Consider the following 21,757-nt stretch of genomic DNA (forward strand, 5'->3'; position numbering starts at 1 on the left):
ACGACGAGGGCCGCCTCCCGGTACGGGAGACGGCCCTCGGTCGACGGTGCGGTGTCCGCTCAGGAGCCGGCCTTGGTGAAGCCTGCGGCCTCGGCGTCCTCGGCGGTCTTGAACCACACCTCGGCGACGGTCTGCTCGAACCACTGGCCGTCGGGCTCGTGGTACTTCATCGAGTCCATGTTGCCCTTGACGACGTGGTCGGCGTCCGGCGAGGAGCCGTCGTCGAGCGCCTTGACCGCACCCTCCGGGAGCTCGGTCCCGGCCTCGGCGGCGGGGGCCTCCTCCGCCACCTCGGTGGCGGTGGTCTCCTCCGCGGCCTCCTCGGCAGCGGTCTCCTCGGCGGCCTGCTTCGCCTCGGCCTGGGCGGCCTCGCGCTTCTTCGCGTCGTCCTTGGCCGCGCGCTTGGTGGCGCCCTCGGCCTCCTTGACGGTGGCCTTCTTCGCGACCGGCTCGCGGACGAGCTCGATGACGGCCATGGGGGCGTTGTCGCCCTTGCGTGGACCGATCTTCGTGATGCGTGTGTAGCCGCCGTTGCGCTCGGCCATGTCGGGCGCGATCTCGACGAAGAGCCGGTGGACGACGCCCTTGTCGCGTACGACGGTCATGACCCGACGCCGCGCGGAGAGGTCGCCGCGCTTGGCGAACGTCACGAGCCGCTCGGCGAGCGGACGCAGCCGCTTGGCCTTGGACTCGGTGGTCGTGATCCGGTCGTGCTCGAAGAGCGAGGTCGCGAGGTTCGCGAGGATGAGCCGCTCGTGAGCGGGACCGCCTCCGAGCCGGGGACCCTTGGTGGGCGTAGGCATTGCTGTTCTCCTTGGTTACGTGCCGGGAGGCGGAATCAGAGCTGCTCGTCCTCGGCGTACGCCGAGTCGTCCTCGCCCTCGCCGAACGTGAAGTCGTCGTAGCGGTCGGCGATCATGCTCGGGTCGAACCCGGGCGGGCTGTCCTTGAGCGCCAGCCCCATGCCCGCGAGCTTGGCCTTGACCTCGTCGATCGACTTCGCCCCGAAGTTCCGGATGTCGAGGAGATCGGCCTCGCTGCGGCCCACGAGCTCACCCACGGTGTGGATGCCCTCGCGCTTGAGGCAGTTGTAGGACCGCACGGTGAGGTCGAGGTCCTCGATCGGCAGGGCGAGGTCGGCGGCGAGCGCGGCGTCGGTCGGGGACGGGCCCATGTCGATGCCCTCGGCCTCGATGTTCAGCTCACGGGCCAGGCCGAAGAGCTCGACGAGCGTCTTGCCGGCGGAGGCGAGCGCGTCGCGCGGCGCCATCGAGGACTTGGTCTCGACGTCGACGACGAGTCGGTCGAAGTCGGTGCGCTGCTCGACACGGGTGGCCTCGACCTTGTAGGTCACGGTGAGGACCGGGCTGTAGATCGAGTCGACCGGGATGCGGCCGATCTCCTGGTCCCCGGCCTTGTTCTGGACGGCGGAGACGTAGCCGCGACCGCGCTCGACGGTGAGCTCCATCTCGACGGTGCCCTTGTCGTTCAGGGTCGCGATGTGCAGGTCCGGGTTGTGCACCTCGACCCCGGCCGGCGGCGCGATGTCCGCGGCGGTGACGGCACCGGCACCCTGCTTGCGCAGGTACATGACGACCGGCTCGTCGTGCTCGGAGGACACGACGAGGCTCTTGATGTTGAGGATGATCTCGGTGACGTCCTCCTTGACGCCCGGGATCGTGGAGAACTCGTGGAGCACGCCGTCGACGCGGATGCTCGTGACGGCCGCGCCCGGGATGCTCGAGAGCAGGGTGCGGCGGAGGCTGTTCCCGAGCGTGTAGCCGAAGCCCGGCTCGAGAGGCTCGATGGCGAAACGGCTCCGGTACTCGGAGACGACGTCCTCACTGAGGACGGGACGCTGTGCGATGAGCACGGTGGTTCTTCCTTCCCACGGGCGACCGCTATATGACGCCGCGTGAACGCCGGGCACCATCCCGGCCCCTGCCCCGCATCGGTCCGCGGGACAGGCCTCGTCCGCGGCGCCGCGCCGTCCCGTGAGGGCGAGGCGGCACCGCGGACGTCAGATCAGTTCTTCGAGTAGAACTCGACGATGAGCTGCTCGGTGAGCACCGTGTCGATCTGCTCACGTGTCGGCAGCTGGTGCACGAGGATCTGCAGCGTCCCGGGGACGACCTGCAGCCACGCCGGGGTGGGCCGCTCGCCGAAGGTCTCCCGCGCCAGCTGGAACGGGAAGGACTCGACGGACTGCTTGCGCACCGTGACGATGTCGAACTGCTCGACCCGGTGGCTCGGGACGTCGGTCCGGCGGCCGTTGACCTCGAAGTGGCCGTGGCTCACGAGCTGGCGCGCGTGGCGACGGGTCCGGGCCAGGCCGGCGCGGTAGACGACGTTGTCGAGCCGGGACTCGAGGATCGTCAGGATGTTCTCGCCGGTCTTGCCGGGGCGGGTGGCCGCCTCCTTGTAGTAGCGGCGGAACTGCTTCTCCATGACCCCGTAGGTGAAGCGGGCCTTCTGCTTCTCCTGGAGCTGGGTCAGGTACTCCTTCTCCTGCATCCGGCGACGGCCGTGCTGGCCGGGCGGGAAGGGACGCAGGTCGAAGTTCTTGTCACCACCGACGAGGTCGGTCTTGAGGCGACGCGACTTCTTCGTGATGGGTCCGGTGTAACGGGCCATGTCTCTCTCTTACCTTTCGCGAAGTCTGTCGGTCGCTCAGACGCGGCGGCGCTTGGGCGGGCGGACACCGTTGTGCGGCTGGGGCGTGACGTCCTGGATCGAGCCGACCTCGAGGCCGGCCGCGGTCAGGGAGCGGATCGCGGTCTCACGACCGGAGCCCGGGCCCTTGACGAAGACGTCCACCTTGCGCATCCCGTGCTCCATGGCACGGCGCGCAGCGGCCTCGGCGGCGGTCTGCGCGGCGAACGGCGTGGACTTGCGGGACCCCTTGAAGCCGACCTGGCCCGCGGAGGCCCAGGAGATGACGGCACCGGTGGGGTCGGTGATCGAGATGATCGTGTTGTTGAACGTGCTCTTGATGTGGGCCTGGCCCACGGCGACGTTCTTCTTCTCCTTGCGGCGCACCTTCTTGGCGCCGGCCTGACGGCCCTTGGGAGGCATAAGCGTGTTCTCCTACGAAGTCTTCGGTGGCGGTGGGGTGACGTGCGTCAGGCGCAGGTCACTTACCGGCCTTCTTCTTGCCGGCCACGGTGCGCTTGGGGCCCTTGCGGGTCCGCGCGTTGGTCTTGGTCCGCTGACCGCGCACGGGCAGGCCGCGGCGGTGACGGAGGCCCTCGTAGGAGCCGATCTCGACCTTGCGCCGGATGTCGGAGGCGACCTCGCGGCGGAGGTCACCCTCGACCCGCAGGTTCTCCTCGATCCAGTCACGGAGCTTGACGAGGTCGTCGTCGCCGAGGTCCTTGACCCGGGTGTCCGGGTCGACCTCGGTGGCGGCGAGCGCCTTCTGCGCGCTGGTGCGACCGACGCCGAAGATGTAGGTCAGTGCGACCTCGGCGCGCTTCTCGCGCGGGAGGTCGACACCCATCAGACGTGCCATGGGATGGATTCCTTCTCTGGTGTCCGGAGGTCTGGAGCAGTACCGGTCCGGCCATCCTGGTCCGGTCCCCGGCCTCCGGGCCGGGGGTGACGTCCCGCGCCCACCTGCATCCAGGTGACCCGTCGGGGGTCGGGTACTGCGTGCTTCTTGTGTGGTGCGTCTGCTCGAGCCGGTGACCCGTGCGGCCCCTCGCGGGGCGGTGTCCTGCGTCTGACTCGCGTCAGCCCTGGCGCTGCTTGTGGCGCGGGTTCTCGCAGATCACCATGACCCGCCCGTTACGGCGGATCACCTTGCACTTGTCACAGATCTTCTTGACGCTCGGCTGAACCTTCATGGTGCCTTTGCTGTCTCGTCGATTCGTGTGTTCTCAGCGGTAGCGGAAGACGATGCGGCCGCGGGTCAGGTCGTACGGGCTCAGCTCCACCACCACCCGGTCCTCGGGGAGGATCCGGATGTAGTGCTGTCGCATCTTGCCGGAGATGTGCGCGAGCACCTTGTGACCGTTCGTGAGCTCGACGCGGAACATCGCGTTCGGAAGAGCCTCGACGATCGTGCCCTCGATCTCGATGACGCCGTCCTTCTTGGCCATACCCTCTCAATCCGCTTGGTGGGCAGCCCGCCGTCGGTTGGGCCACCCATGGGAATCGGCCTCGTGCTGCTCGCGCGGGGTTGCACCCGTGCGACGCGCACACGTGACCGACGTTCAATAGTAGGGGAGGGATGCCTCGTCCGTGAAATCCGACCGCGGGCGCTCAGCCGGCCTGCGACGACCCCCGACCAGGAGGCTCCTGAGGAGTCCGGGGAGCAGGGCGGCCGGTGCCGAACGCACGGAAGCCGGGATGGACCCAGGGGGTCAGTCCGTGGTGGTCGGCGACCCGGCCGAGCAGGACGCGCACCGTGTCGGCCTCCTCGTCGGTCAGTGCCGCCAGGAACGCCGATCCGTGCTCCCTCCCGGCGGACGCGACGTCGAGCAGCGCCCGCTCACCCGCGGCGGTCAGGTGCAGGCCGTACCGACGACGGTCCGCGCGGTCGCGCCGTCGCTCCAGCAGGCCTCGCGACTCCAGCTCGTCGACGAGGACCACCAGCTGGCTCGGCAACATCCCCAGCTGCTCCGCGACGGCCCGTTGGGACCGCCCTGGGTCTGCTCCGATGACGCGCAGCGCCCCCGCCAGCGGGGGGGTGAGGTCGATGCCGGTCAGCCGCTCGGCGAAGCGCCGGGCCGCCTCGTGCCCGACCTGGGCGAGGAGGAAGGCCGCTGCACCCGCGCGCGGACGTGAGGGGTTGTCCGATGGCATACGGCGATGCTAGCGTGAAAAAACAATTCACTATATGAATCATTTTATGCATGAAGGGATGTCGCTCATGCCACGGACGCCTCGTTCGCTCGTCGGGGCCGGGCCTCCCCCTGCGGTGGTCGGCACGGTGTCTGCGGCCCTGTTCTGCACCAGCCTCGTCGTCGCCGCTGTCGCACCCGAGGAGCCGTACCCTCGACCGGGGGCGGACGCGCTGACGATCAGTGCGTGGTTCGCCCGGCACGGGGGCGTGGCCGAGGTGGTCGCGTTCTTCCAGATCGCGGCCAGCGTGCCGCTCGCGATCTACGCCGCGGCCATGCACAGTCGGCTGCAGGCCCTGGGGCTGCGCAACGCGGGTCCGACGATCGCGCTGTCGGGTGGGTTGGCCGCGGCCGGCAGCCTGGCCCTCGGAGGATGCCTGCTCTGGTCGCTCGGCGCGCACCCTGTCCCGGACCCCGCGACCGCCGGCCTGCTGCACGCGCTCGTGTTCGTGCTCGGCGGCCCGGTGCACGTGGTGGGTCTGGGTCTCCTGGTCGCCGGGGTCGCGGTGCCCGGCCTGCTGGTGCAGCTGCTGCCGCGCTGGGTGGCGGTCACGGGCATCGCCCTCGGTGCCGTCGGCCAGGTGTGCACTCTCGCACTGCTGGTCGACCCGCTCGCCTACCTCGTGCCGTTGGCGCGGTTCGGCGGTCTGGCCTGGCTGGTGCTCGCCGCCCTGCTGCTTCCCCGGAACCGCCTGCGCACCGGCTCGACGACCGCACGGCGCACCACTGCGCCAGGGACCTGACGTGGTGGGCGCCGTGACGGACGGGCCGAGCGGGAGGCGGCTCACGGTGGCGCTGGTGACGGGGGTCGTCCTCGCCGCTGCGGCCGCGAGCGCCGCCGTGGCGCTCGCCGGGGCGTCGGGCACGTCGTGGGCGTCCGACCGTGACCGCCTCGCCCCCGTGGTGATCGCCGTCGTCTACGGCGCGGTCGTCGTCGCGCTGCTCGCCGTCCTGGGGCGGACCGCGCAGCAGCGGGAGAGGTGGCTCGGACTGCGGCGCACGAGCCCCCGGCGCCTCACCGCCGGCCTGTGCATCTGGGCCGGCGCCTACGTCGTGGCCGCGCCGTGCTACCTCCTCCTCACCCCGCTCGGTACCTCCCCCGCCGACGCAGTCCGTCTGCTGGGCTCGGTGGGCGCCGACAACGGTCGGCTCGGCACGGCGTCCGCCGGTGCGGCGGCGGTGATCCTCGTCCGTGTCCTCGTCCTGTCCCCCGTGGCCGAGGAGCTCTTGTTCCGCGGAGCGCTGTACGCCTGGCTCCGGCGGCGACTCCCTGCGCGATGGACGATCCTCGTCACCGGCGTCGGCTTCGGGTTGATGCACGGCACTGCGACGTTCCTGCCCCTGGCGGTCCTGGTGGGGCTCGCTGCCGGAGCCATCCGGGAACGCACCGCATCGACGTGGGTGCCGATGGCCGCCCACGCCGCGCAGAACATCGTCGTGGTCCTGACATCGCTCGTTCTGACCGGGTGGCACACCCCCGCACTCCTCGGCTGAGGCCCCCCGCCCGCCGACCCGCCTCCCCTCGCGACACCGCCGTCCCGGTGCGGAGCCCCGAGGGCGAGAATGGCGGAGTGACGGCCCGTATCGCGTTCGTGGGGGACGGTGCCACCGGTCCCGTTCCTCCTTCATCTCCCGACGTCGAGGTCCGCGTGCTCGACCCGCAGTCGCTGCAGGTCGAGCACGTACTCGGCGCGGACGGTCTCTGGGCCGCCGCGGGCGGGCCGGCGGTCGAGCGGGCCGCCGACACGCTGCGGTCCGCCGGCGTCCCGGTGGGCGGGGTCGTGGCGGGAGCCCCTCCGTGGCCGGGCCCGGGCCTGGACCCCCGGTTCGTCGACGCCGCGCGCTCTCGGGCCGTGTGGCGGGAGCAGGCCGAGGCGGCGGCTCGTACCCGCACCGAGGAGCGCGCGGCGCTCGAGACCGCCGAGGCCGAGCCGCGGCCCTACGTCCACCAGATGCGAGGGCCGCGCCACCGCTGGTGGCGTCCGGTGCTGTGGCTGCTGCTCGTCGTCGTGCTGTACGTCCTGGTCAACACCTGGCTCGGTGTGGTGGTGCTGCTCGCCGGCGTCGACCCCGCCACCCTGCTGGAGTCCGTCGACTCGCCCTCGAGCCTGCTGGTCCTCAACGGTCTGCTCATCGTGCTCATCCCCGTCACCCTGGTCGCTTCCGGCGTGGCCCACTGGCGGTCCCCGTGGCGCGTGCTGTCCGTCGCCGGGCGTCTGCGCTGGGGCTGGCTCGCTCGCTGCCTCCTCCTCGTCACACCGCTGTGGGCGCTCTACCTGGCCGGGTCCTGGGTGGTGTTCGACCAGGAGGTGCTGCCGCGAACCTCCGACTGGGTGTGGCTGGTCGTCGTCGCCCTCCTCACCACGCCGCTGCAGTCCGCCGCCGAGGAGCTGTTCTTCCGCGGCGGGCTCGTCCAGGCGGTCGGGTCGTGGTTCCGTCGCCCGGTGCTCGCCCTCGTCGTCACGACCGTGGTGTCCACCGCCGCGTTCGCCGCCGCGCACGGGTCCGCCGACCCGTGGATCCTCACCGAGCTCGCGTCCCTCGGGGTCCTCGGGTGCTACCTCGCCTGGCGCACGGGCGGCCTCGAGGCGGCGATCGCGCTGCACGTCGTCAACAACGTCCTCATCACCGTCTCGGGCGCGGTCCTCGGCGGGCTCGGCGACTCCTACATCGACACGACGACGACCGGCTCACCGCTGTCGGCGCTGATGTCCTGGGTGGTCACCGTGGTCGCGGTGGTCGTGATCCTGTGGCACGGTCGCCGCAAGGGCGTCGTCCCCCGCGGCTGGCTCACCCCGGCTCGGGGGTGACGGCCCGCAGGTCGGCGGCGTAGAGGCCGAGGATCCGCGCCGTGCCCTCGACCGCGCTCAGCTCGCCGGCGCGGACCGCCGCCTCGATCCCGGCCCGCTCGGCGAGCACCCCCGCGGCGTCGCGCACGCCATCGGTGAGGGCCGCGTCGACCATCGCCCACATCCAGTCCTGCTGCTGCTGCGCCCGCCGCGCCGCGAGCGACCCGTGCTCCTCGAGGTGTGCCCGGTGGTCGAGCACCGCCCGCCAGACGTCGTCCAGGCCGGCACCGGTGAGCGCCGAGCAGGTGAGCACCGGCGGGCGGCGGACGTCCCCCGGCATCATGAGCCGCAGCGCCCCGGCGAGCTCGCGGGCGGCACCCTTGGCCGGGTTCTCACCGTCGCCGTCGGCCTTGTTGACGGCGATGACGTCGGCCAGCTCGAGGATGCCGCGCTTGATGCCCTGCAGCTGGTCGCCGGCCCGCGCGAGGCCGAGCAGGAGGAAGGTGTCGACCATCTCCGAGACCGCGATCTCGTTCTGGCCGACCCCCACGGTCTCGACGACGACGACGTCGTACCCGGCGGCCTCGAGGACCAGCATCGACTCCCGGGTCGCCCGCGCCACGCCGCCGAGCTGACGGCCGGACGGGCTCGGCCGGACGAACGCGTCGTCGCTGGCCGCGAGCCGGGCCATCCGGGTGCGGTCGCCGAGGATGGAGCCGCCGGTGCGCCGTGAGCTGGGGTCGACCGCGACGACGGCGACCCGGTGGCCACGCTCGACGAGCCGCACCCCGAGGGCGTCGACGAAGGTCGACTTGCCGGCACCCGGCACCCCGCTCACCCCGACCCGGACCGCTCCCCCGGTGCGGTCGGCGAGCGCGGCGAGGAGCTCGCGCGACTGCTCACGGTGCTCGGGACGTCGCGACTCGAGCAGTGTGATGGCGCGGGCCACCGCCTGCCGCGAGCCGTCCCGGACGCCGGCCGCGAGCGCGGCGACGTCGACCGGCCTCACCCGAGCCGCTCGCGCAGGTCGTGGACGAGGGCCACGGCGGCCTTGCCGATGACGGTGCCCGGCGGGTAGATGGCGTCCGCGCCCGCCTCGCGCAGCGCGGCGTGGTCCTGGTCGGGGACGACCCCGCCGACGACGATCATCAGGTCGCCGCGGCCGAGGTCGTCGAGGGCACGGCGCAGGGCCGGCACGAGGGTGAGGTGGCCGGCCGCGAGCGAGCTGACGCCGACGACGTGCACGTCGGCCTCGACCGCCTGCCGGGCGACCTCCTCCGGGGTCTGGAACAGCGGGCCGACGTCCACGTCGAAACCGAGGTCCGCGAACGCCGTCGCGATGACCTTCTGCCCGCGGTCGTGGCCGTCCTGGCCCATCTTCGCGACGAGGATGCGCGGGCGGCGGCCCTGGTCCTCCTCGAACGCCTCGACGGCGGCCCGGGCCTCGTGGACGGTCTCGTCCTGCCCCGCCTCCGCGCTGTACACGCCCCCGATGGTACGGATCTGCGCGGTGTAGCGGCCGAAGACCTCCTCCATCGCGGCCGACATCTCGCCGACCGTGGCATGCGCCCGCGCGGCGTCGACGGCCCGGGCGAGGAGGTTGTGCTCGAGGTCCCCGCCCGCGTCGTGCCGGGCGGCCTCGGTGAGCCGGGCGAGCGCCGCGCGGCAGGCGTCCTCGTCGCGCTCCGCCCGCAGCCGCTCGAGCCGGGCCACCTGGCTGCGCAGCACCTCGGCGCCCCCGACCTTGAGGACCTCGATCGGCTCGTCCTCGTCGACCGGGTAGAGGTTGACGCCGACGACCGGCTGCTGGCCGGAGTCGATCCGCGCCTGGGTACGGGCCGCGGCCTCCTCGATGCGCATCTTCGGGATGCCCTGCTCGATGGCCTTGGCCATCCCGCCCGCGGCCTCGACCTCCTCGATGTGCTCCCACGCGCGCCGCGCGAGGTCGTGGGTGAGCCGCTCGACGTACGCCGCGCCGCCCCACGGGTCGATGGTTCGGGTCGTGCCGGACTCCTGCTGGAGGACGAGCTGGGTGTTGCGGGCGATCCGCGCAGAGAAGTCGGTGGGCAGCGCGATGGCCTCGTCGAGGGCGTTCGTGTGGAGGCTCTGGGTGTGCCCCTGGGTCGCGGCCATCGCCTCGACGCAGGTGCGCACGACGTTGTTGAACACGTCCTGGGCCGTCAGCGACCATCCCGAGGTCTGGCAGTGGGTGCGCAGCGAGAGGGACTTCGGGTTCTGCCCACCCTGGTCCCGCACGAGCCGGGCCCACAGCAGCCGCGCCGCGCGCAGCTTGGCGACCTCCATGTAGAAGTTCATCCCGATGGCCCAGAAGAACGACAGCCTGGGGGCGAATCGGTCGACGTCGAGACCCACCGCCTTGCCCGCGCGGAGGTACTCGACGCCGTCGGCGAGGGTGTAGGCGAGCTCGAGGTCCTGCGTCGCCCCGGCCTCCTGCATGTGGTACCCGGAGATCGAGATGGAGTTGAAGCGCGGCATCTCCTGGCTCGTGAAGGCGAAGATGTCGCTGATGATCCGCATCGACGGCTGGGGCGGGTAGATGTAGGTGTTGCGGACCATGAACTCCTTGAGGATGTCGTTCTGGATCGTCCCCGTCAGCCGGTCCGGGCTCACCCCCTGCTCCTCGGCCGCGACGACGTAGAGCGCGAGGACCGGCACGACCGCGCCGTTCATCGTCATCGACACCGACATCCGGTCGAGCGGGATGCCGTCGAACAGCGTGCGCATGTCGAGGATGGAGTCGATCGCGACCCCGGCCATCCCGACGTCCCCGGCGACCCGCGGATGGTCGGAGTCGTAGCCGCGGTGCGTCGCGAGGTCGAACGCGACCGACAGGCCCTTCTGCCCGGCCGCGAGGTTGCGGCGGTAGAAGGCGTTGGACTCCTCGGCGGTCGAGAAGCCGGCGTACTGGCGGATCGTCCACGGCTGCGTCGTGTACATCGTCGGGTACGGCCCGCGCAGGAACGGTGGGGCGCCGGGGACGGTGTCGAGGAAGTCGAGACCGTCGAGGTCGTCCTCGGTGTACACCGGCGCGACGGGGATCCGCTCCGGGGTCTCCCAGGGGTCGGCAGCGGGCGGGGCCGCGGAGGCCGCCGTGCCGGGCCCGAGGTCGAGCGCGGTGAAGTCGGGGACCCGGGTCATCGGGGCTCTCCTTCCGCCGGGGCGCCGAGCCGGTCGAGCACGCCACCGAGGAACGCCACGACGTCCATCCCGTCATGGACCTCGCCGTCGACCGCGTCCGCCGCGTCATCGAGCTCGCCGGCACGGCCCGCGACGAGCACTTGCTCGGCGCCGGCGGCGCGCAGCTCGTCGGCGGCCGCCCGGCCGCCCTCGGCGTACCCGGCACGGTTCGACGCGAGCACGGCCACCGGCCCGGGCTCGTCCATGACGGCGATGCCGCCCGCGGCGAGCAGGTTGGTGACGAAGAGGTGCCGGGCGCCGAAGTCGCGCTGGGTCCCGAGGGTGCGCACCGTGACGGCCGGGGCCCCGAGCGCGCGGGCGCGGTCGCGCAGGGCCTCGAACGCGGCGGCGTCGCGGCGCGGCTCGAACGCGCCGTCGGTGACGGCGAGCGCCGGGCGGTCCACCCGCTCCGGCGCGGTGTCGGCGAGGTTCGGGAACATCGACACCCCGGCCAGCGGACGGGCCCGGGTGGCCACGAGGTGCTCGCGGGCCGTGGCCGCGGTGTCGACGAGGTCGCGGAGCATGCCGGTCGCGAGGGCGTCCAGGGCTCCCCCGGCCCGCTCGACCTGTTGGAACCGGCTCCACGCGCGCTCGGCGACGTCGTCGGTCAGCGACTCGAGGTACCACGACCCTCCGCCGGGGTCGGTGACCCGGCCGACGCCCGCCTCGGCCGCGAGGAGGATCTGGGTGTTGCGGGCGAGCCGCCGGGAGAACCGCCCCGGCAGCCCGGAGACGGTGTCGTGCGGCAGCACGGTGAGGGCGTCGGCCCCGCCGACCGAGGCACCGAACGTCGCGAGGGTGTTGCGCAGGACGTTGACGAACGGGTCCTCGCGGCTCGCCATCCGCAGGCTCGTCACGGCGTGCGTGCGCAGGCCGCGGTCGGCCTCGGGCACGCCGCAGGCCTCCCCCACCCGGGCCCAGAGCCGCCGGGCGGCGCGCAGGACGGCCGCAGTGAGGAACTGGTCGGCCGTCGCGGGCAGCCGCATCTCGACGAGGGGGAACGCCTCGGAAGGCGTCACGCCGTCGGCCTCGAGGTGACGCAGGTAGGCCACGCCCGTCGCGACGGCCACGCCGAGCGCGTCCACCTCGCTCGACCCGGCGTCGTGCAGGACGCGGGCGTCGACGGTGACGGCGGTCCATCCGTCGCGCCCGGAGCACGCCCGGACGAGCTCGCCGAGCGGGCCGAGGTCGGGGGTGGCACCGGTGCGCAGGGCGGCGCCGAAGGGGTCCAGGCCGAGTCCTCCGCCGGCGCTCGGCCGCTCGGCCACGAGGTCGAGGACGGCCCGGGCCGCTCCGGGCTGGTCGGTGAACGACGACACGACGACCGGGGCGAGCGCGAGGTCGACGTCCGCGAGCACCTCCGCGAGGTCGGTCGGCGCGACACCCTCGTCCCCGACGTGCACCCACACCGAGGTGGCGCCGTGCTCGAGGTCGTCGAGGACGGCCGCGCGGCTGCGAGCCGGGTCCGGGTCGTCGTGCAGCTGGCGGACGTCCCACGGGGAGGTGCCGTCCCGGACGGTGCGGCCGCGGGTGAACGGCATCGCTCCGGGGAGACCGAGCGTGCGGTCCTCGCGTAGGTAGAGACCGTCGGTCTCGAGGTCGCCGTCGAGCGCGGTGAGCAGGGACCGGGCGGCGTCCTGCGGGCCCAGCCGGTCGTCCTCGGCCCGTCGCTTGTTGAGCACGTCGGCGACGAGCTGCTGCCACGTGTCCAGGTCGGTGGCCGGGAACCCCTCGGCGAGGGTCATCGGGTCGTGCGCCGGCGCCGTCATCCAGCCCTCCTCGCTCGGGGTCCTGCCACTTTCACCCTAGCCAGCCGGAGTCGTCCGGGCAGCGAGAGATCGGGCACACCGACGCCCGCGCGCGCCACTCAGGCAGGGGCGATCTCGGCGAACGGCACGCCGAGGTCGGCGAGCCGCTGCCGCCCGCCGTCGAGCGCCGTGAGCACGTGCAGCCCGCTCGAGGTGACGGCGACGGAGTGCTCCCAGTGCGCGGCGCGCGAGCCGTCCGTGGTGACGATCGTCCACTCGTCGTCGAGGACCGTGTTGTCCTGGTCGCCGAGGGTGACCATGGGCTCGATGCAGATGGTCAGGCCGTCCGGCACCTTGGGGCTGCGCCCGGGGACGCGGTAGTTGGGGACCTGGGGGTCCATGTGCATCGAGGTGCCGATGCCGTGGCCGACGTAGTCCTCGACGATCCCGTACTCGCGGCCGCGTCGGGTGCCGGCGTCGGTGAGGCTGTCCTCGACCGCGGCGCCGACCGCGTAGAGCGCGCCGCCGACCGTGAGCGCGCCGATGCCGGCCCACAGCGAGGCCTCGGTGTCCTCGACGAGCTCGAGGTCCTCGGGCCGGGCGGCGTCGGGGCCGCCGACGACGAGGCTGACCGCGGCGTCGCCGTTCCAGCCGTCGACCTCGGCACCGCAGTCGACGGACAGCAGGTCACCCTCGTGCAGCACCTTGTCCGCCCGGGGGATACCGTGGACGATCTCCTCGTTGACGCTGGTGCAGAGGGTGTGGCTGTAGCCCGGGACGAGCTGGAAGTTCGGGATGCCGCCGTGGTCGCGGATGTGGGTCTCGGCGAGGGTGTCGAGCTCGAGCGTGCTGACCCCCGGACGGACCGCTGCCGTGAGGAGCTCGAGGGTACGGCCGACGAGCAGACCCGCGGTGCGCATCATGGCGAGCTGCTCCGGCGTCCTGCCGACACAGCGCTCCCGGCCGAACAGTCCCATGCAGCGCACCCTACCTGCGCCGTGGCCGCCGCCGCGCACCCCCGGCTACCCTCGCGCAATGCGCATCGAGGAGCTGGACTGGGCCGACACCGAGTGGGGCCAGGTCAGCCTGCGTCGTCGGGTCGAGCCGGCCACCGGACGCGTCGTCCACGAGGTCAAGCTCGACGAGGACTACCTCATGTCCAGCCAGTTCACGGTCGGCGAGTGCGAGCTGGCACGGCTCGGGATGGCCGCCGTGGACGGGACCGGCCTGCGCGTGCTCGTCGGCGGCCTCGGGCTCGGCTACACGGCGTGGACCGCCCTCCAGGACGAGCGGGTGGCCGCCCTCGACGTCGTCGAGGCCCTCGCGCCGGTCATCTCCTGGCACGAGCGCGACCTGTTCGAGGACACCCGGGGACTGGCCGCGGACCCGCGCACGACGCTCGTCCACGACGACTTCTTCGACGTCGTCCGAGCCGAGCGCGTGGCCCGTCCCTACGACGCGGTGCTGCTCGACATCGACCACGCCCCGGACTGGCTGCTGCGCTCGGACCACGCCGACTTCTACACGCAGCCGGGACAGGCCCGGGCCGCAGCGATGCTGCGGCCGCAGGGGGCGCTCGCGGTGTGGTCCGACGAGCCGCCGGACGAGCGGATGGTGCAGGCGATGGCCGGTGCGTTCGAGTACGCCGACGCGCACGTCGTGTCGTTCCCGAACCACCTCACCGGTGGCACGGCCGCGAACACCGTCTACGTGGCGCGCGAGCCGCTCAGCCCAGCGCGGCCTTGATCCGCTCGAAGACCTCGTCGACCGCGCCGTCGCCGTCGACGTCGACGAGCAGACCGCGCTCGCGGTAGGTGTCGGCCAGCGGCTTGGTCTCGCGGTGGTAGATGGCCATCCGCTCGCGGATGACGTCCTCGGTGTCGTCGTCGCGACCCTCGACCTCCGCCCGCTTGAGCAGCCGGCCCACGACGACGTCGTCGTCGACGGTGAGCTCGAGGACGCGGTCGAGGGCGGCACCGTGCGCGGAGAGCATGGCGTCGAGCGCCTCGACCTGGGCGAGGGTGCGCGGGTAGCCGTCGAGGAGGAACCCCCGTGCGCAGTCGTCCTGGCCGAGGCGGTCCTCGACGATCGCGTTGGTGATCTCGTCGGAGACGTAGCCCCCGGAGGCGAGGATCTCCTTGACCTGCGTGCCGAGCTCGGTCTCGTTCTTGATGTTGGAGCGGAAGATGTCGCCGGTCGAGATGGCGGGGATGCCGAAGTGCTCGGCGATCCGGGAGGCCTGCGTGCCCTTTCCGGCACCGGGGGGCCCGAGGATGATGAGGCGCATCATGTCGGGGCCCCCACGAAGTATCCGCGGGTCCCACGCGCAGCGTGGGCGGAGCGAAGCGGGGCGGGTCCCACGGTGCGCGTGGGCGGAACTTCGAGGGGTGACATCAGCGGAGGAACCCTTCGTAGTGTCGCTGTTGCAGCTGGGCCTCGATCTGCTTGACCGTCTCCAGGCCGACACCGACGATGATGAGGATCGAGGTGCCGCCGAAGGGGAAGTTCTGGTTGGCGTCGACGAGGACCAGGGCGATGAGCGGGATGAGCGAGATCAGCGCGAGGTAGATCGCGCCCGGCACGGTGATCCGGGTCAGGACGTAGTTGAGGTACTCGGCCGTGGGTCGCCCGGCACGGATACCCGGGATGAAGCCGCCGTACTTCTTCATGTTGTCGGCGACCTCGGTCGGGTTGAACGTGATCGACACGTAGAAGAACGTGAAGAAGAGGATGAGCCCGATGTAGAGGGCCATGTAGTACGGGTGGTCGCCGCGCACGAGGTGGGCGTTGATCCAGTCGACCCACCCGGAGTTCACGCCGTCGGGGCTCTGGTTGAACTGCGCCACGAGCATCGGCAGCGTGAGCAGCGAGCTCGCGAAGATGACCGGGATGACGCCGGCCATGTTGACCTTGAGCGGGATGTAGGTCGAGGTGCCGCCGTAGACGCGCCGGCCGACCATCCGCTTCGCGTACTGCACGGGGATGCGCCGCTGGCTCTGCTCGACGAACACGACGAGGGCGATGACGACGAAGCCGAGGAGGATGACACCGAGGAAGATGGTCCAGCCCGAGCGCTGCTGGATGGCCCACAGCGAGGACGGGAACTGCGCCGCGATCGAGGTGAAGATCAGCAGCGACATCCCGTTGCCGACGCCCTTGTCCGTGATGAGCTCGCCGAGCCACATGATCAGGCCGGTACCGGCCGTCATGGTGAGCACCATGATGAGGATCGTCACGACCGAGTCGTCGGTGAGGATGTTCGTGCAGCCCGGGTTGTTGAACAGCGTCGCCGGGTTCTGCGCGAAGGTGATGAGCGTCGAGGACTGCAGGACCGCGAGCCCGATCGTCAGGTAGCGGGTGTACTGCGTCATCTTCGCCTGACCGGCCTGGCCCTCCTTCTTGAGGGTCTCGAACCGCGGGATGACGACGGTGAGCAGCTGCACGATGATGCTCGCCGTGATGTACGGCATGATCCCCAGCGCGAAGATGGACAGCTGGAGCAGCGCGCCGCCGCTGAAGAGGTTGATCAGCCCGAGCAGCTGGTTGCTGTTGTCGGCACCGGAGATGCACTGCTGGACGAGCGGGTAGCTGACGCCCGGGGTGGGCACGTGCGAGCCGAGCCGGAAGATCACGATGATGAACAGCGTGAACAGCAGCTTCCTGCGCAGGTCGGGCGTCTTGAACGCTCGGCCGAATGCGGTGAGCACAGGGTCCTCCAGGAGTGCGGCCGGGGATGTGGCCGCGTCGTCAGCGATCCGTCACAACATACCTGTAGGTCCCGGCGTCACCGGAACCCGAGGGTGGGAGACCGAACGGCGCAGGGCCGGCTCCGAAGGACTCTCCGGAGCCGGCCCTGCGGCACGCGGTCGGCGTGGGGCGTCAGGCGGTCGTCGCCGATCCGCCCGCCGCCTCGATCTTCTCCTTGGCGCTGGCCGAGAAGGCGGCCACCGTGACGTTGACGGCCACGGCGATGTCGCCGGTGCCGAGCACCTTCACGGGGAAGCCGTCGCGGACGGCGCCCTTGGCGACCAGGTCCTCGACCGTGACGTCGCCACCCTTCGGGTAGAGCGCCGACAGCTTGTCCAGGTTCACGACCTGGTACTCGGTCTTGAACGGGTTCTTGAAGCCGCGCAGCTTCGGGAACCGCATGTGCAGCGGCGTGGTGCCGCCCTGGAAGCCGGCCGGGACCTGGTAGCGGGCCTTGGTGCCCTTGGTCCCGCGACCGGCGGTCTTGCCCTTGGATCCCTCACCACGACCGACGCGGGTGCGCGCGGTCTTCGCGCCCGGGGCCGGACGCAGGTGGTGGACCTTGAGGGCCGACGCCTCGCGCGCCGCAGCCTTGTTGGCCTTCGTGTCGGCCATGCTCACTCAACCTCCTCGACGGCGACCAGGTGGGTGACCGTCTTGACCATCCCGCGGATCTCGGGACGGTCCTCCTTGACGACGACGTCGCCGATCCGCTTCAGACCGAGGGAGCGCAGCGTGTTCCGCTGGTTCTGCTTGCCCCCGATGCCGGACCGGGTCTGGGTGACCTTGAGACGAGCCATCACGCACCCGCCTTGGCCTCGGCGAGGCCGGCGGCCTGCGCACGGAGCATCGCGGCCGGCGCGACCTGGTCGACCGGGAGGCCACGGCGGGCCGCGACGGCCTCCGGACGCTCCAGGCCCTGGAGGGCCTCGACGGTGGCGTGCACGATGTTGATGGCGTTGTCCGAGCCGAGGCTCTTGGAGAGCACGTCGTGGATGCCGGCGCACTCCAGGACCGCACGCACCGGGCCACCGGCGATGACACCGGTACCGGGGCTGGCGGGGCGGAGCATGACGACACCGGCGGCGGCCTCACCCTGGACGGGGTGCGGGATGGTGCCCTGGATGCGCGGGACGCGGAAGAAGTTCTTCTTCGCCTCCTCGACACCCTTGGCGATCGCCGCGGGCACCTCCTTGGCCTTGCCGTAGCCGACGCCGACGGTGCCGTCGCCGTCACCGACGACGACCAGGGCGGTGAAGCTGAAGCGACGACCACCCTTGACGACCTTGGCGACACGGTTGATGGTCACGACGCGTTCGAGGTACTGGTTCTTCTCGGCGTCCCGGGAGTCACGGCCGCCGCGACGGTCGTCGCGACGGTCCCGCCGGTCGCCGCGCTCGGCGCCGCCGGTCCCGGTGCCTCGACGCTGGGGTCCTGGCATCAGATGTTCCTCTTCTCGACGTTCGTGGTGGTCCGGGCGGGGTGGGTCACAGCGACAGCCCGCCTTCCCGAGCGCCGTCCGCGATGGCGGCGACGCGACCGTGGTACCTGTTGCCCCCGCGGTCGAACACGACGGACTCGACACCGGCGGCCTTGGCCCGCTCGGCGACGAGCTCGCCGACCTTCTTGGCCTTCTCGCGCTTGTCGCCCTCGAGGGTGCGCACGTCGGCCTCCATCGTCGACGCGGACGCGACCGTGCGGCCGGCCGTGTCGTCGACGACCTGGACGAAGACGTGGCGCGAGGACCGCGTGACGACGAGGCGGGGCCGCGCGGCGGTGCCGCTGACCTGCTTGCGGACGCGGACGTGACGGCGGACGCGTGCGGCCGACTTGCCCTTGGCGCGCTTGACGATCAGTGCCATCGGTTACTTACCAGCCTTCCCGACCTTGCGGCGGATGTGCTCGCCCGCGTAGCGGACGCCCTTGCCCTTGTACGGGTCGGGCTTGCGGAGCTTGCGGATGTTCGCGGCGACCTCGCCGACGAGCTGCTTGTCGATGCCCTGGACCGAGAACCGGGTGGGGTTCTCGACCGCGAAGGTGATACCCGACGGCGGCTCGACGGTGATGGAGTGCGAGTAGCCGAGGGCGAACTCGAGGTTGCTGCCCTTGGCCTGCACGCGGTACCCCGTGCCGTGGATCTCGAGCTTCTTCTCGTAGCCCTCGGTCACACCGAGGACCATGTTGTTGATGAGCGAGCGGGTCAGTCCGTGCAGCGAGCGCGACACGCGCTCGTCGTCGGGACGCTTGACCTCGAGCGAGCCGTCGGCCCGCTCGACCGTGATCGGCGCGGCGACGGTGTGGCTCAGCTCGCCCTTCGGGCCCTTGACGGTGACGGTCTGTCCGGAGACGTTGACGTCGACACCGGAGGGGATGGTGACGGGGAGGCGTCCGATTCGTGACATGGCTGCTACCCCTTACCAGACGTAGGCGAGGACTTCCCCGCCCACACCCTTGTTGGCGGCCTGCTTGTCGGTGAGCAGGCCGGACGACGTCGAGATGATCGCGACGCCGAGGCCACCGAGCACCTTGGGCAGGTTGGTGGACTTGGCGTACACGCGCAGGCCGGGCTTGCTGACGCGGCGCAGGCCGGCGATCGAGCGCTCCCGGTTGGGGCCGTACTTGAGCTGGACCGTGAGGGTCTTGCCGACCTCGGCGTCCTCCACGGACCAGCCGGCGATGTAGCCCTCCGCCTCGAGGATCTCGGCGATGTGGCTCTTGAGCTTCGAGAACGGCATGGAGACGTCGTCCTTGTGCGCCGAGTTGGCGTTCCGGACGCGGGTCAGCATGTCCGCAATCGGGTCAGTCATGGTCATTGGGCTTCTCCGCCCTCTCTCACCGCGGTTTCTGCCGGCGAAGCCGACGGACCTGCGATGTAGATGGTCTTGGGATGGGGTGCCGCGCCAGGCGGCGGGTCAGGGACTTACCAGCTGCTCTTGGTCACGCCGGGGAGCTCGCCACGGTGGGCCATCTCCCGGAGGCAGATCCGGCACAGGCCGAACTTGCGGTAGACCGAGTGCGGGCGGCCGCAGCGCTGGCAGCGCGTGTAGGCGCGGACCTTGAACTTCGGCTTGCTGTTCGCCTTGTTGATCAGGGCGGTCTTGGCCATGCTCAGTTCTCCTTGAACGGGAAGCCGAGCGCCTTGAGCAGCGCGCGTCCCTCGTCGTCGTTCGTCGCGGTCGTGACGACCGTGATGTCCATGCCGCGGACCCGGTCGATCTTGTCCTGGTCGATCTCGTGGAACATCGACTGCTCGGTGAGACCGAACGTGTAGTTGCCACGGCCGTCGAACTGCTTGGGCGAGAGGCCGCGGAAGTCGCGAATACGCGGGAGGGCGATCGTCACGAGACGGTCGAGGAACTCCCACATCCGGTCACCGCGCAGCGTGGTGTGCGCGCCGATCGGCATGCCCTCGCGGAGCTTGAACTGCGCGATGGACTTGCGGGCCCGGGTGACGACCGGCTTCTGGCCGGTGATCGCCGTGAGGTCGCGGATGGCTCCCTCGATGAGCTTGCTGTCCTTCGCGGCGTCGCCGACACCCATGTTGACGACGACCTTGGTCACCCCGGGGACCTGCATGACGTTCTCGTAGGAGAACTGGTCCTTGAGGGATCCCTTGATGTCGTCCTGGTAGCGCGCCTTGAGGCGGGGCTTGGTCGCGGTGTCTGCCATCTCTCTCACAGGTCCTTGCCCGAGCGCACGCCGACGCGGACGCGGCTCGCCTTCTGGCGGCCGTCGCGCTCGACGGTCTCGACGCGGGTCTTGACGCGGGTGGGCTTCTTGTCCGACGGGTCGACGACCGCCACGTTGCTCACGTGGACCGACGCCTCCTGGACGACGAGGCCACCGGTGCGGCTGCCCCGGTTCGACTCGCCGGCCTTGGTGTGCCGGGTCACCCGGTTCACACCCTCGACGGTCACGCGGCCGCGCTCGCGGTCGACGGCGATGACCTTGCCGGTGCTGCCCTTGTCCTTGCCGGTGAGCACCTGCACGGTGTCACCCTTCTTGATCTTCGTCGCCATGGTCAGAGCACCTCCGGCGCCAGGCTGATGATCTTCATGAAGCGCTTCTCGCGCAGCTCGCGGCCGACCGGGCCGAAGATGCGCGTCCCGCGCGGGTCGCCGTCGCCCCGAAGGATCACCGCGGCGTTCTCGTCGAAGCGGATGTAGGACCCGTCGGCGCGACGACGCTCCTTCTTGGTCCGCACGATGACGGCCTTGACGACGTCGCCCTTCTTGACGTTGCCGCCGGGGATCGCGTCCTTGACGGTGGCGACGATGGTGTCGCCGATTCCGGCGTACCGGCGACCGGAGCCACCGAGCACACGGATGCAGAGGATCTCCTTCGCACCGGTGTTGTCGGCGACTCGCAGTCGCGACTCCTGCTGGATCACTGTTTGTCTCCTATATGTCGTGCTGGTTCTCCGCGCCCGAGGCGCAGAGCCTGGCCGAACTACGGCGGGGAGCGGGGGCCGGGCCCCCGCAGGGTGCTACTTGGCCTTCTCGAGGATCTCGACGACGCGCCAGCGCTTGGTCGCCGAGAGGGGCCGGGTCTCCATGATGAGGACACGGTCGCCGACACCGGCGGCGTTGCCCTCGTCGTGGGCCTTGACCTTGCTCGAGCGGCGCATGACCTTGCCGTAGAGCGCGTGCTTGACGCGGTCCTCGACCTCGACGACGACGGTCTTGTCCATCTTGTCGCTGACCACGTACCCCTGGCGGGTCTTGCGGTAGCTGCGCTCGACGGTGGTCGTCACGGTCTCGTCCTTCTTCTCGCTCACTTGGCCTCACCCTTCCCGCCGATGTTGAGCTCGCGCTCACGCATCTCGGTGTAGATCCGGGCGATGTCCTTCCGGACGGCGCGGAGCCGACCGTGGTTGTCCAGCTGCCCCGTGGCCGACTGGAAGCGGAGGTTGAACAGCTCCTCCTTGGCCTTGCGGAGCTCGTCGGTGAGACGCTCGGTCTCGAGCCCACGCAGCTCCTTGGGGGTCAGGTCCTTGGAACCGACTGCCATCAGAAGTCACCACCCTCACGCTGGACGAAGCGGCACTTCATCGGCAGCTTGTGCATGGCGAGACGCATGGCCTCGCGCGCGACGTCCTCCGGGACACCGGAGAGCTCGAACATGATCCGGCCCGGCTTGACGTTCGCCACCCACCACTCGGGCGAGCCCTTGCCGGAACCCATGCGGGTCTCGGCAGGCTTCTTCGTCAGGGGACGGTCCGGGTAGATGTTGATCCAGACCTTTCCGCCACGCTTGATGTAGCGGGTCATCGCGATACGCGCGGACTCGATCTGGCGGTTCGTGACGTAGGCGGGCTCGAGGGCCTGGATGCCGTAGTCGCCGAACGCGATGGTCGTACCGCCCTTGGCCATCCCGGACCGGCCGGGGTGGTGCTGCTTGCGGTGCTTGACTCGACGGGGAATCAACATGG

Annotated in this window: 31 protein-coding genes; 4 read left to right on the forward strand and 27 right to left on the reverse strand. The window is 71.0% G+C overall.

Translation table 11 applies throughout. From position 1 onward, the window contains the following. Positions 1–59: 59 nt before the first annotated feature. The 8 genes from rplQ to JQN72_RS15780 form a co-directional block, all read right to left on the reverse strand. A complete protein-coding gene (gene rplQ, locus JQN72_RS15745; RefSeq protein WP_204136086.1) occupies positions 60–803 on the reverse strand; it encodes a 50S ribosomal protein L17 in 744 nt (247 codons plus the stop codon). Between the two features lie 35 nt (positions 804–838). After that, complete coding sequence (locus JQN72_RS15750; RefSeq protein WP_204136087.1) at positions 839–1,873, reverse strand: DNA-directed RNA polymerase subunit alpha; 1,035 nt, start codon at positions 1,871–1,873, stop codon at positions 839–841. A 152-nt stretch (positions 1,874–2,025) separates the two neighbouring features. Continuing rightward, a complete protein-coding gene (rpsD, locus tag JQN72_RS15755) occupies positions 2,026–2,634 on the reverse strand; it encodes a 30S ribosomal protein S4 (RefSeq protein WP_204136088.1) in 609 nt (202 codons plus the stop codon). A 36-nt stretch (positions 2,635–2,670) separates the two neighbouring features. Further along, complete coding sequence (gene rpsK, locus JQN72_RS15760) at positions 2,671–3,075, reverse strand: 30S ribosomal protein S11 (protein WP_204136089.1); 405 nt, start codon at positions 3,073–3,075, stop codon at positions 2,671–2,673. A 58-nt stretch (positions 3,076–3,133) separates the two neighbouring features. After that, positions 3,134–3,511: a 30S ribosomal protein S13 gene (gene rpsM, locus JQN72_RS15765; RefSeq protein WP_204136090.1), complete on the reverse strand. Its 378-nt coding sequence runs from the start codon at positions 3,509–3,511 to the stop codon at positions 3,134–3,136. A 220-nt stretch (positions 3,512–3,731) separates the two neighbouring features. After that, positions 3,732–3,845, reverse strand: a complete 114-nt coding sequence (gene rpmJ / locus JQN72_RS15770) for a 50S ribosomal protein L36 (RefSeq protein ID WP_009775928.1) — start codon at positions 3,843–3,845, stop codon at positions 3,732–3,734. A 33-nt stretch (positions 3,846–3,878) separates the two neighbouring features. Beyond that, positions 3,879–4,100 carry a translation initiation factor IF-1 gene (gene infA / locus JQN72_RS15775; protein ID WP_006946284.1) on the reverse strand — a complete coding sequence of 74 codons (222 nt, stop codon included), beginning with the start codon at positions 4,098–4,100 and terminating at the stop codon, positions 3,879–3,881. Positions 4,101–4,263: 163 nt separating this feature from the next. Next, positions 4,264–4,806 carry a MarR family winged helix-turn-helix transcriptional regulator gene (locus tag JQN72_RS15780; protein ID WP_204136091.1) on the reverse strand — a complete coding sequence of 181 codons (543 nt, stop codon included), beginning with the start codon at positions 4,804–4,806 and terminating at the stop codon, positions 4,264–4,266. 67 nt (positions 4,807–4,873) lie between these two features. Here JQN72_RS15780 and JQN72_RS15785 point away from each other — a divergent pair, with 67 nt between their 5' ends. From JQN72_RS15785 to JQN72_RS15795, 3 genes are all read left to right on the forward strand, one after another. Further along, positions 4,874–5,587: a DUF4386 domain-containing protein gene (locus JQN72_RS15785; protein WP_204136092.1), complete on the forward strand. Its 714-nt coding sequence runs from the start codon at positions 4,874–4,876 to the stop codon at positions 5,585–5,587. A gap of 46 nt (positions 5,588–5,633) precedes the next feature. After that, complete coding sequence (locus JQN72_RS15790) at positions 5,634–6,338, forward strand: CPBP family intramembrane glutamic endopeptidase (protein WP_204136093.1); 705 nt, start codon at positions 5,634–5,636, stop codon at positions 6,336–6,338. A 77-nt stretch (positions 6,339–6,415) separates the two neighbouring features. Further along, on the forward strand, positions 6,416–7,654 hold the full coding sequence (locus JQN72_RS15795) for a CPBP family intramembrane glutamic endopeptidase (protein WP_204136094.1): 1,239 nt from the start codon (positions 6,416–6,418) through the stop codon (positions 7,652–7,654). On the opposite strand, the gene meaB is transcribed toward JQN72_RS15795, so the two are convergent. From meaB to map, 4 genes are all read right to left on the reverse strand, one after another. Next, positions 7,635–8,642: a methylmalonyl Co-A mutase-associated GTPase MeaB gene (gene meaB / locus JQN72_RS15800; RefSeq protein ID WP_204136095.1), complete on the reverse strand. Its 1,008-nt coding sequence runs from the start codon at positions 8,640–8,642 to the stop codon at positions 7,635–7,637. The genes JQN72_RS15795 and meaB overlap by 20 nt on opposite strands. Then, positions 8,639–10,792, reverse strand: coding sequence for a methylmalonyl-CoA mutase (gene scpA / locus JQN72_RS15805; protein WP_204136096.1), 2,154 nt, complete (start codon positions 10,790–10,792; stop codon positions 8,639–8,641). The genes meaB and scpA overlap by 4 nt, the downstream gene beginning before the upstream one ends. Further along, positions 10,789–12,600 carry a methylmalonyl-CoA mutase subunit beta gene (locus tag JQN72_RS15810; protein ID WP_204136097.1) on the reverse strand — a complete coding sequence of 604 codons (1,812 nt, stop codon included), beginning with the start codon at positions 12,598–12,600 and terminating at the stop codon, positions 10,789–10,791. The genes scpA and JQN72_RS15810 overlap by 4 nt, the downstream gene beginning before the upstream one ends. A gap of 98 nt (positions 12,601–12,698) precedes the next feature. Then, on the reverse strand, positions 12,699–13,556 hold the full coding sequence (map, locus tag JQN72_RS15815; protein WP_204136098.1) for a type I methionyl aminopeptidase: 858 nt from the start codon (positions 13,554–13,556) through the stop codon (positions 12,699–12,701). A gap of 58 nt (positions 13,557–13,614) precedes the next feature. Between map and JQN72_RS15820 the strand changes: the two genes are divergently transcribed. Next, positions 13,615–14,325, forward strand: coding sequence for a spermidine synthase (locus tag JQN72_RS15820; protein ID WP_204136099.1), 711 nt, complete (start codon positions 13,615–13,617; stop codon positions 14,323–14,325). On the opposite strand, the gene JQN72_RS15825 is transcribed toward JQN72_RS15820, so the two are convergent. From JQN72_RS15825 to rplP, 15 genes are all read right to left on the reverse strand, one after another. Continuing rightward, positions 14,306–14,866 (reverse strand): adenylate kinase, encoded by a 561-nt coding sequence (locus tag JQN72_RS15825; RefSeq protein ID WP_204136130.1) that lies wholly within the window; start codon positions 14,864–14,866, stop codon positions 14,306–14,308. The two genes, JQN72_RS15820 and JQN72_RS15825, sit on opposite strands and share 20 nt — an antisense overlap. A 106-nt stretch (positions 14,867–14,972) precedes the next feature. After that, the gene (gene secY, locus JQN72_RS15830) at positions 14,973–16,286 is read right to left on the reverse strand and encodes a preprotein translocase subunit SecY (protein WP_204136100.1); all 1,314 of its coding nucleotides are present in this window, start codon (positions 16,284–16,286) and stop codon (positions 14,973–14,975) included. Between the two features lie 172 nt (positions 16,287–16,458). Next, positions 16,459–16,941, reverse strand: a complete 483-nt coding sequence (rplO, locus tag JQN72_RS15835; protein ID WP_204136101.1) for a 50S ribosomal protein L15 — start codon at positions 16,939–16,941, stop codon at positions 16,459–16,461. A 2-nt stretch (positions 16,942–16,943) separates the two neighbouring features. Then, positions 16,944–17,126 carry a 50S ribosomal protein L30 gene (gene rpmD, locus JQN72_RS15840; protein ID WP_204136102.1) on the reverse strand — a complete coding sequence of 61 codons (183 nt, stop codon included), beginning with the start codon at positions 17,124–17,126 and terminating at the stop codon, positions 16,944–16,946. Continuing rightward, positions 17,126–17,767 carry a 30S ribosomal protein S5 gene (rpsE, locus tag JQN72_RS15845; RefSeq protein ID WP_204136103.1) on the reverse strand — a complete coding sequence of 214 codons (642 nt, stop codon included), beginning with the start codon at positions 17,765–17,767 and terminating at the stop codon, positions 17,126–17,128. The genes rpmD and rpsE overlap by 1 nt, the downstream gene beginning before the upstream one ends. Positions 17,768–17,813: 46 nt before the next feature. Beyond that, positions 17,814–18,188 (reverse strand): 50S ribosomal protein L18, encoded by a 375-nt coding sequence (rplR, locus tag JQN72_RS15850; protein ID WP_204136104.1) that lies wholly within the window; start codon positions 18,186–18,188, stop codon positions 17,814–17,816. Positions 18,189–18,191: 3 nt separating this feature from the next. Further along, positions 18,192–18,728: a 50S ribosomal protein L6 gene (rplF, locus tag JQN72_RS15855; protein WP_204136105.1), complete on the reverse strand. Its 537-nt coding sequence runs from the start codon at positions 18,726–18,728 to the stop codon at positions 18,192–18,194. 12 nt (positions 18,729–18,740) lie between these two features. Next, positions 18,741–19,139: a 30S ribosomal protein S8 gene (gene rpsH, locus JQN72_RS15860; protein WP_204136106.1), complete on the reverse strand. Its 399-nt coding sequence runs from the start codon at positions 19,137–19,139 to the stop codon at positions 18,741–18,743. 107 nt (positions 19,140–19,246) lie between these two features. Next, complete coding sequence (locus JQN72_RS15865) at positions 19,247–19,432, reverse strand: type Z 30S ribosomal protein S14 (protein WP_204136107.1); 186 nt, start codon at positions 19,430–19,432, stop codon at positions 19,247–19,249. A 2-nt stretch (positions 19,433–19,434) separates the two neighbouring features. Further along, positions 19,435–19,995 carry a 50S ribosomal protein L5 gene (rplE, locus tag JQN72_RS15870; protein ID WP_204136108.1) on the reverse strand — a complete coding sequence of 187 codons (561 nt, stop codon included), beginning with the start codon at positions 19,993–19,995 and terminating at the stop codon, positions 19,435–19,437. Between the two features lie 5 nt (positions 19,996–20,000). Beyond that, the gene (rplX, locus tag JQN72_RS15875; RefSeq protein ID WP_204136109.1) at positions 20,001–20,345 is read right to left on the reverse strand and encodes a 50S ribosomal protein L24; all 345 of its coding nucleotides are present in this window, start codon (positions 20,343–20,345) and stop codon (positions 20,001–20,003) included. 2 nt (positions 20,346–20,347) lie between these two features. Next, positions 20,348–20,716, reverse strand: coding sequence for a 50S ribosomal protein L14 (gene rplN / locus JQN72_RS15880; protein ID WP_204136110.1), 369 nt, complete (start codon positions 20,714–20,716; stop codon positions 20,348–20,350). Positions 20,717–20,812: 96 nt separating this feature from the next. Continuing rightward, entirely contained in the window at positions 20,813–21,103 is a 291-nt protein-coding gene (gene rpsQ, locus JQN72_RS15885) for a 30S ribosomal protein S17 (RefSeq protein ID WP_204136111.1), read from the reverse strand. Then, positions 21,100–21,336 (reverse strand): 50S ribosomal protein L29, encoded by a 237-nt coding sequence (rpmC, locus tag JQN72_RS15890; RefSeq protein WP_304622440.1) that lies wholly within the window; start codon positions 21,334–21,336, stop codon positions 21,100–21,102. The genes rpsQ and rpmC overlap by 4 nt, the downstream gene beginning before the upstream one ends. Further along, complete coding sequence (rplP, locus tag JQN72_RS15895) at positions 21,336–21,755, reverse strand: 50S ribosomal protein L16 (RefSeq protein WP_204136112.1); 420 nt, start codon at positions 21,753–21,755, stop codon at positions 21,336–21,338. Before rplP ends, rpmC begins: the two co-directional genes overlap by 1 nt. Between the last annotated feature and the right edge of the window lie 2 nt (positions 21,756–21,757).

This window comes from Phycicoccus sp. CSK15P-2 (assembly GCF_016888005.1).
Taxonomy (GTDB): domain Bacteria; phylum Actinomycetota; class Actinomycetes; order Actinomycetales; family Dermatophilaceae; genus Phycicoccus.